This is a genomic window from Streptomyces sp. 8K308 (assembly GCF_004348315.1).
In the GTDB taxonomy this organism is placed as follows: Bacteria; Actinomycetota; Actinomycetes; order Streptomycetales; family Streptomycetaceae; genus Streptomyces.
In genome coordinates, this window is the sequence record NZ_SMKC01000639.1 from 1 (window position 1) to 1,203 (window position 1,203).

2 protein-coding genes are annotated in these 1,203 nt (G+C 74.1%); both read right to left on the minus strand.

The window, feature by feature from the left end; genetic code table 11:
* Positions 1–59 precede the first annotated feature (59 nt).
* On the minus strand, positions 60–968 hold the full coding sequence (locus tag E1265_RS36355) for a ribonuclease Z (protein WP_132935196.1): 909 nt from the start codon (positions 966–968) through the stop codon (positions 60–62).
* Positions 968–1,203, minus strand: a 236-nt coding sequence (locus E1265_RS36360) for an HIT domain-containing protein (protein ID WP_132935195.1), incomplete at its 5' end; no start/stop codon positions are given. The genes E1265_RS36355 and E1265_RS36360, both read right to left, overlap by 1 nt.

The following is a 1,203-nucleotide window of genomic DNA, read 5'->3' on the forward strand; positions in this document are numbered from 1 at the left end:
GCGCGGCACGGCCGCAGGCCGGCACGGCCGCCGTCAGGGCCCTGCGAGCCGGCCGCGCGTCAGCGCGAGCGTGCCGGGACCGGCACTCGTGTCAGGTCCTCGGCGATCGTCAGGTCGCCTTCGAAGCCGGCCGCCCTGGCCTCGTCGGCGAAGCGTGTCGGATCGTCGTACCGCTGGGAGAAGTGCGTCAGCACCAGGTGCCGCACCCGGCTCTCGGCCGCCGCGCGGGCGGCCTGGGCGGCCGTCAGGTGGCCGTACTCGTGAGCCAGCGCCCCGTCCGACGCCAGGAACGTCGACTCGATGACCAGCAGGTCGCAGTCTTCGGCCAGCGCGTAGACGCCGTCGCACAGCCGGGTGTCCATCACGAAGGCGAACCGCTGTCCTGGCCGCCGCTCGCTGACGTCCTCGACACGCACCCCGCGCAGCGTGCCCTCCCGCTGCAGGTGCCCGACGTCCCGGCCGGTGATGCCGTGCGCGGCGAGCCGGTCGGGGAGCATGCGGCGGCCGTCCGGTTCGACGAGGCGGTATCCGAAGGAGTCGACCGGGTGGGAGAGGCGGTGCGCGCTCAGCGTGAAGCCGGGCTCGTGGGCGATCGGCCCGTCGTCCGCGACCGGCCGCGCCAGCAGCCGGGCCGTCTCGCGGTAGGCGGTGGCCTGCCGCAGCCGGTCGTAGTACTGCTGGCCGCTGGCCGGGTAGTGGACGTGGATCGGGTGCGGCACCCGGTCCAGGTTGATGCGCTGGATCACGCCGGCCAGGCCGAGCGAGTGGTCGCCGTGGAAGTGCGTGACGCAGATCCGGGTGAGCTGGTGCGCGCTGACCGAGGCCAGCAGCATCTGCCGCTGGGTGCCCTCGCCCGGGTCGAAGAGGATGGTGTCGGCGTCCCAGCGGAGCGCGTAGCCGTTGTGGTTGCGGTGCCTGGTCGGCACCTGACTGGCCGTGCCGAGCACGACCAGCTCGCGGGCCGACATCAGCCGGGCGGCCATTCCAGACCGCGCCCGCCGAGGATGTGGGCGTGCACGTGGAAGACCGTCTGGCCGGCGCCGGCGCCGGTGTTGAAGACGACGCGGTAGCCGGGGTCGACGATCTTCTCGTCGGCCGCGACGTCGCCCGCGAGCCGCAGTATCTCGGCGGCGAGGTCGGGCGCGGCGGTGGCCAGGGTGGCCGCGTCGGGGTAGTGGGCGCGGGGGATCACCAGCACGTGGG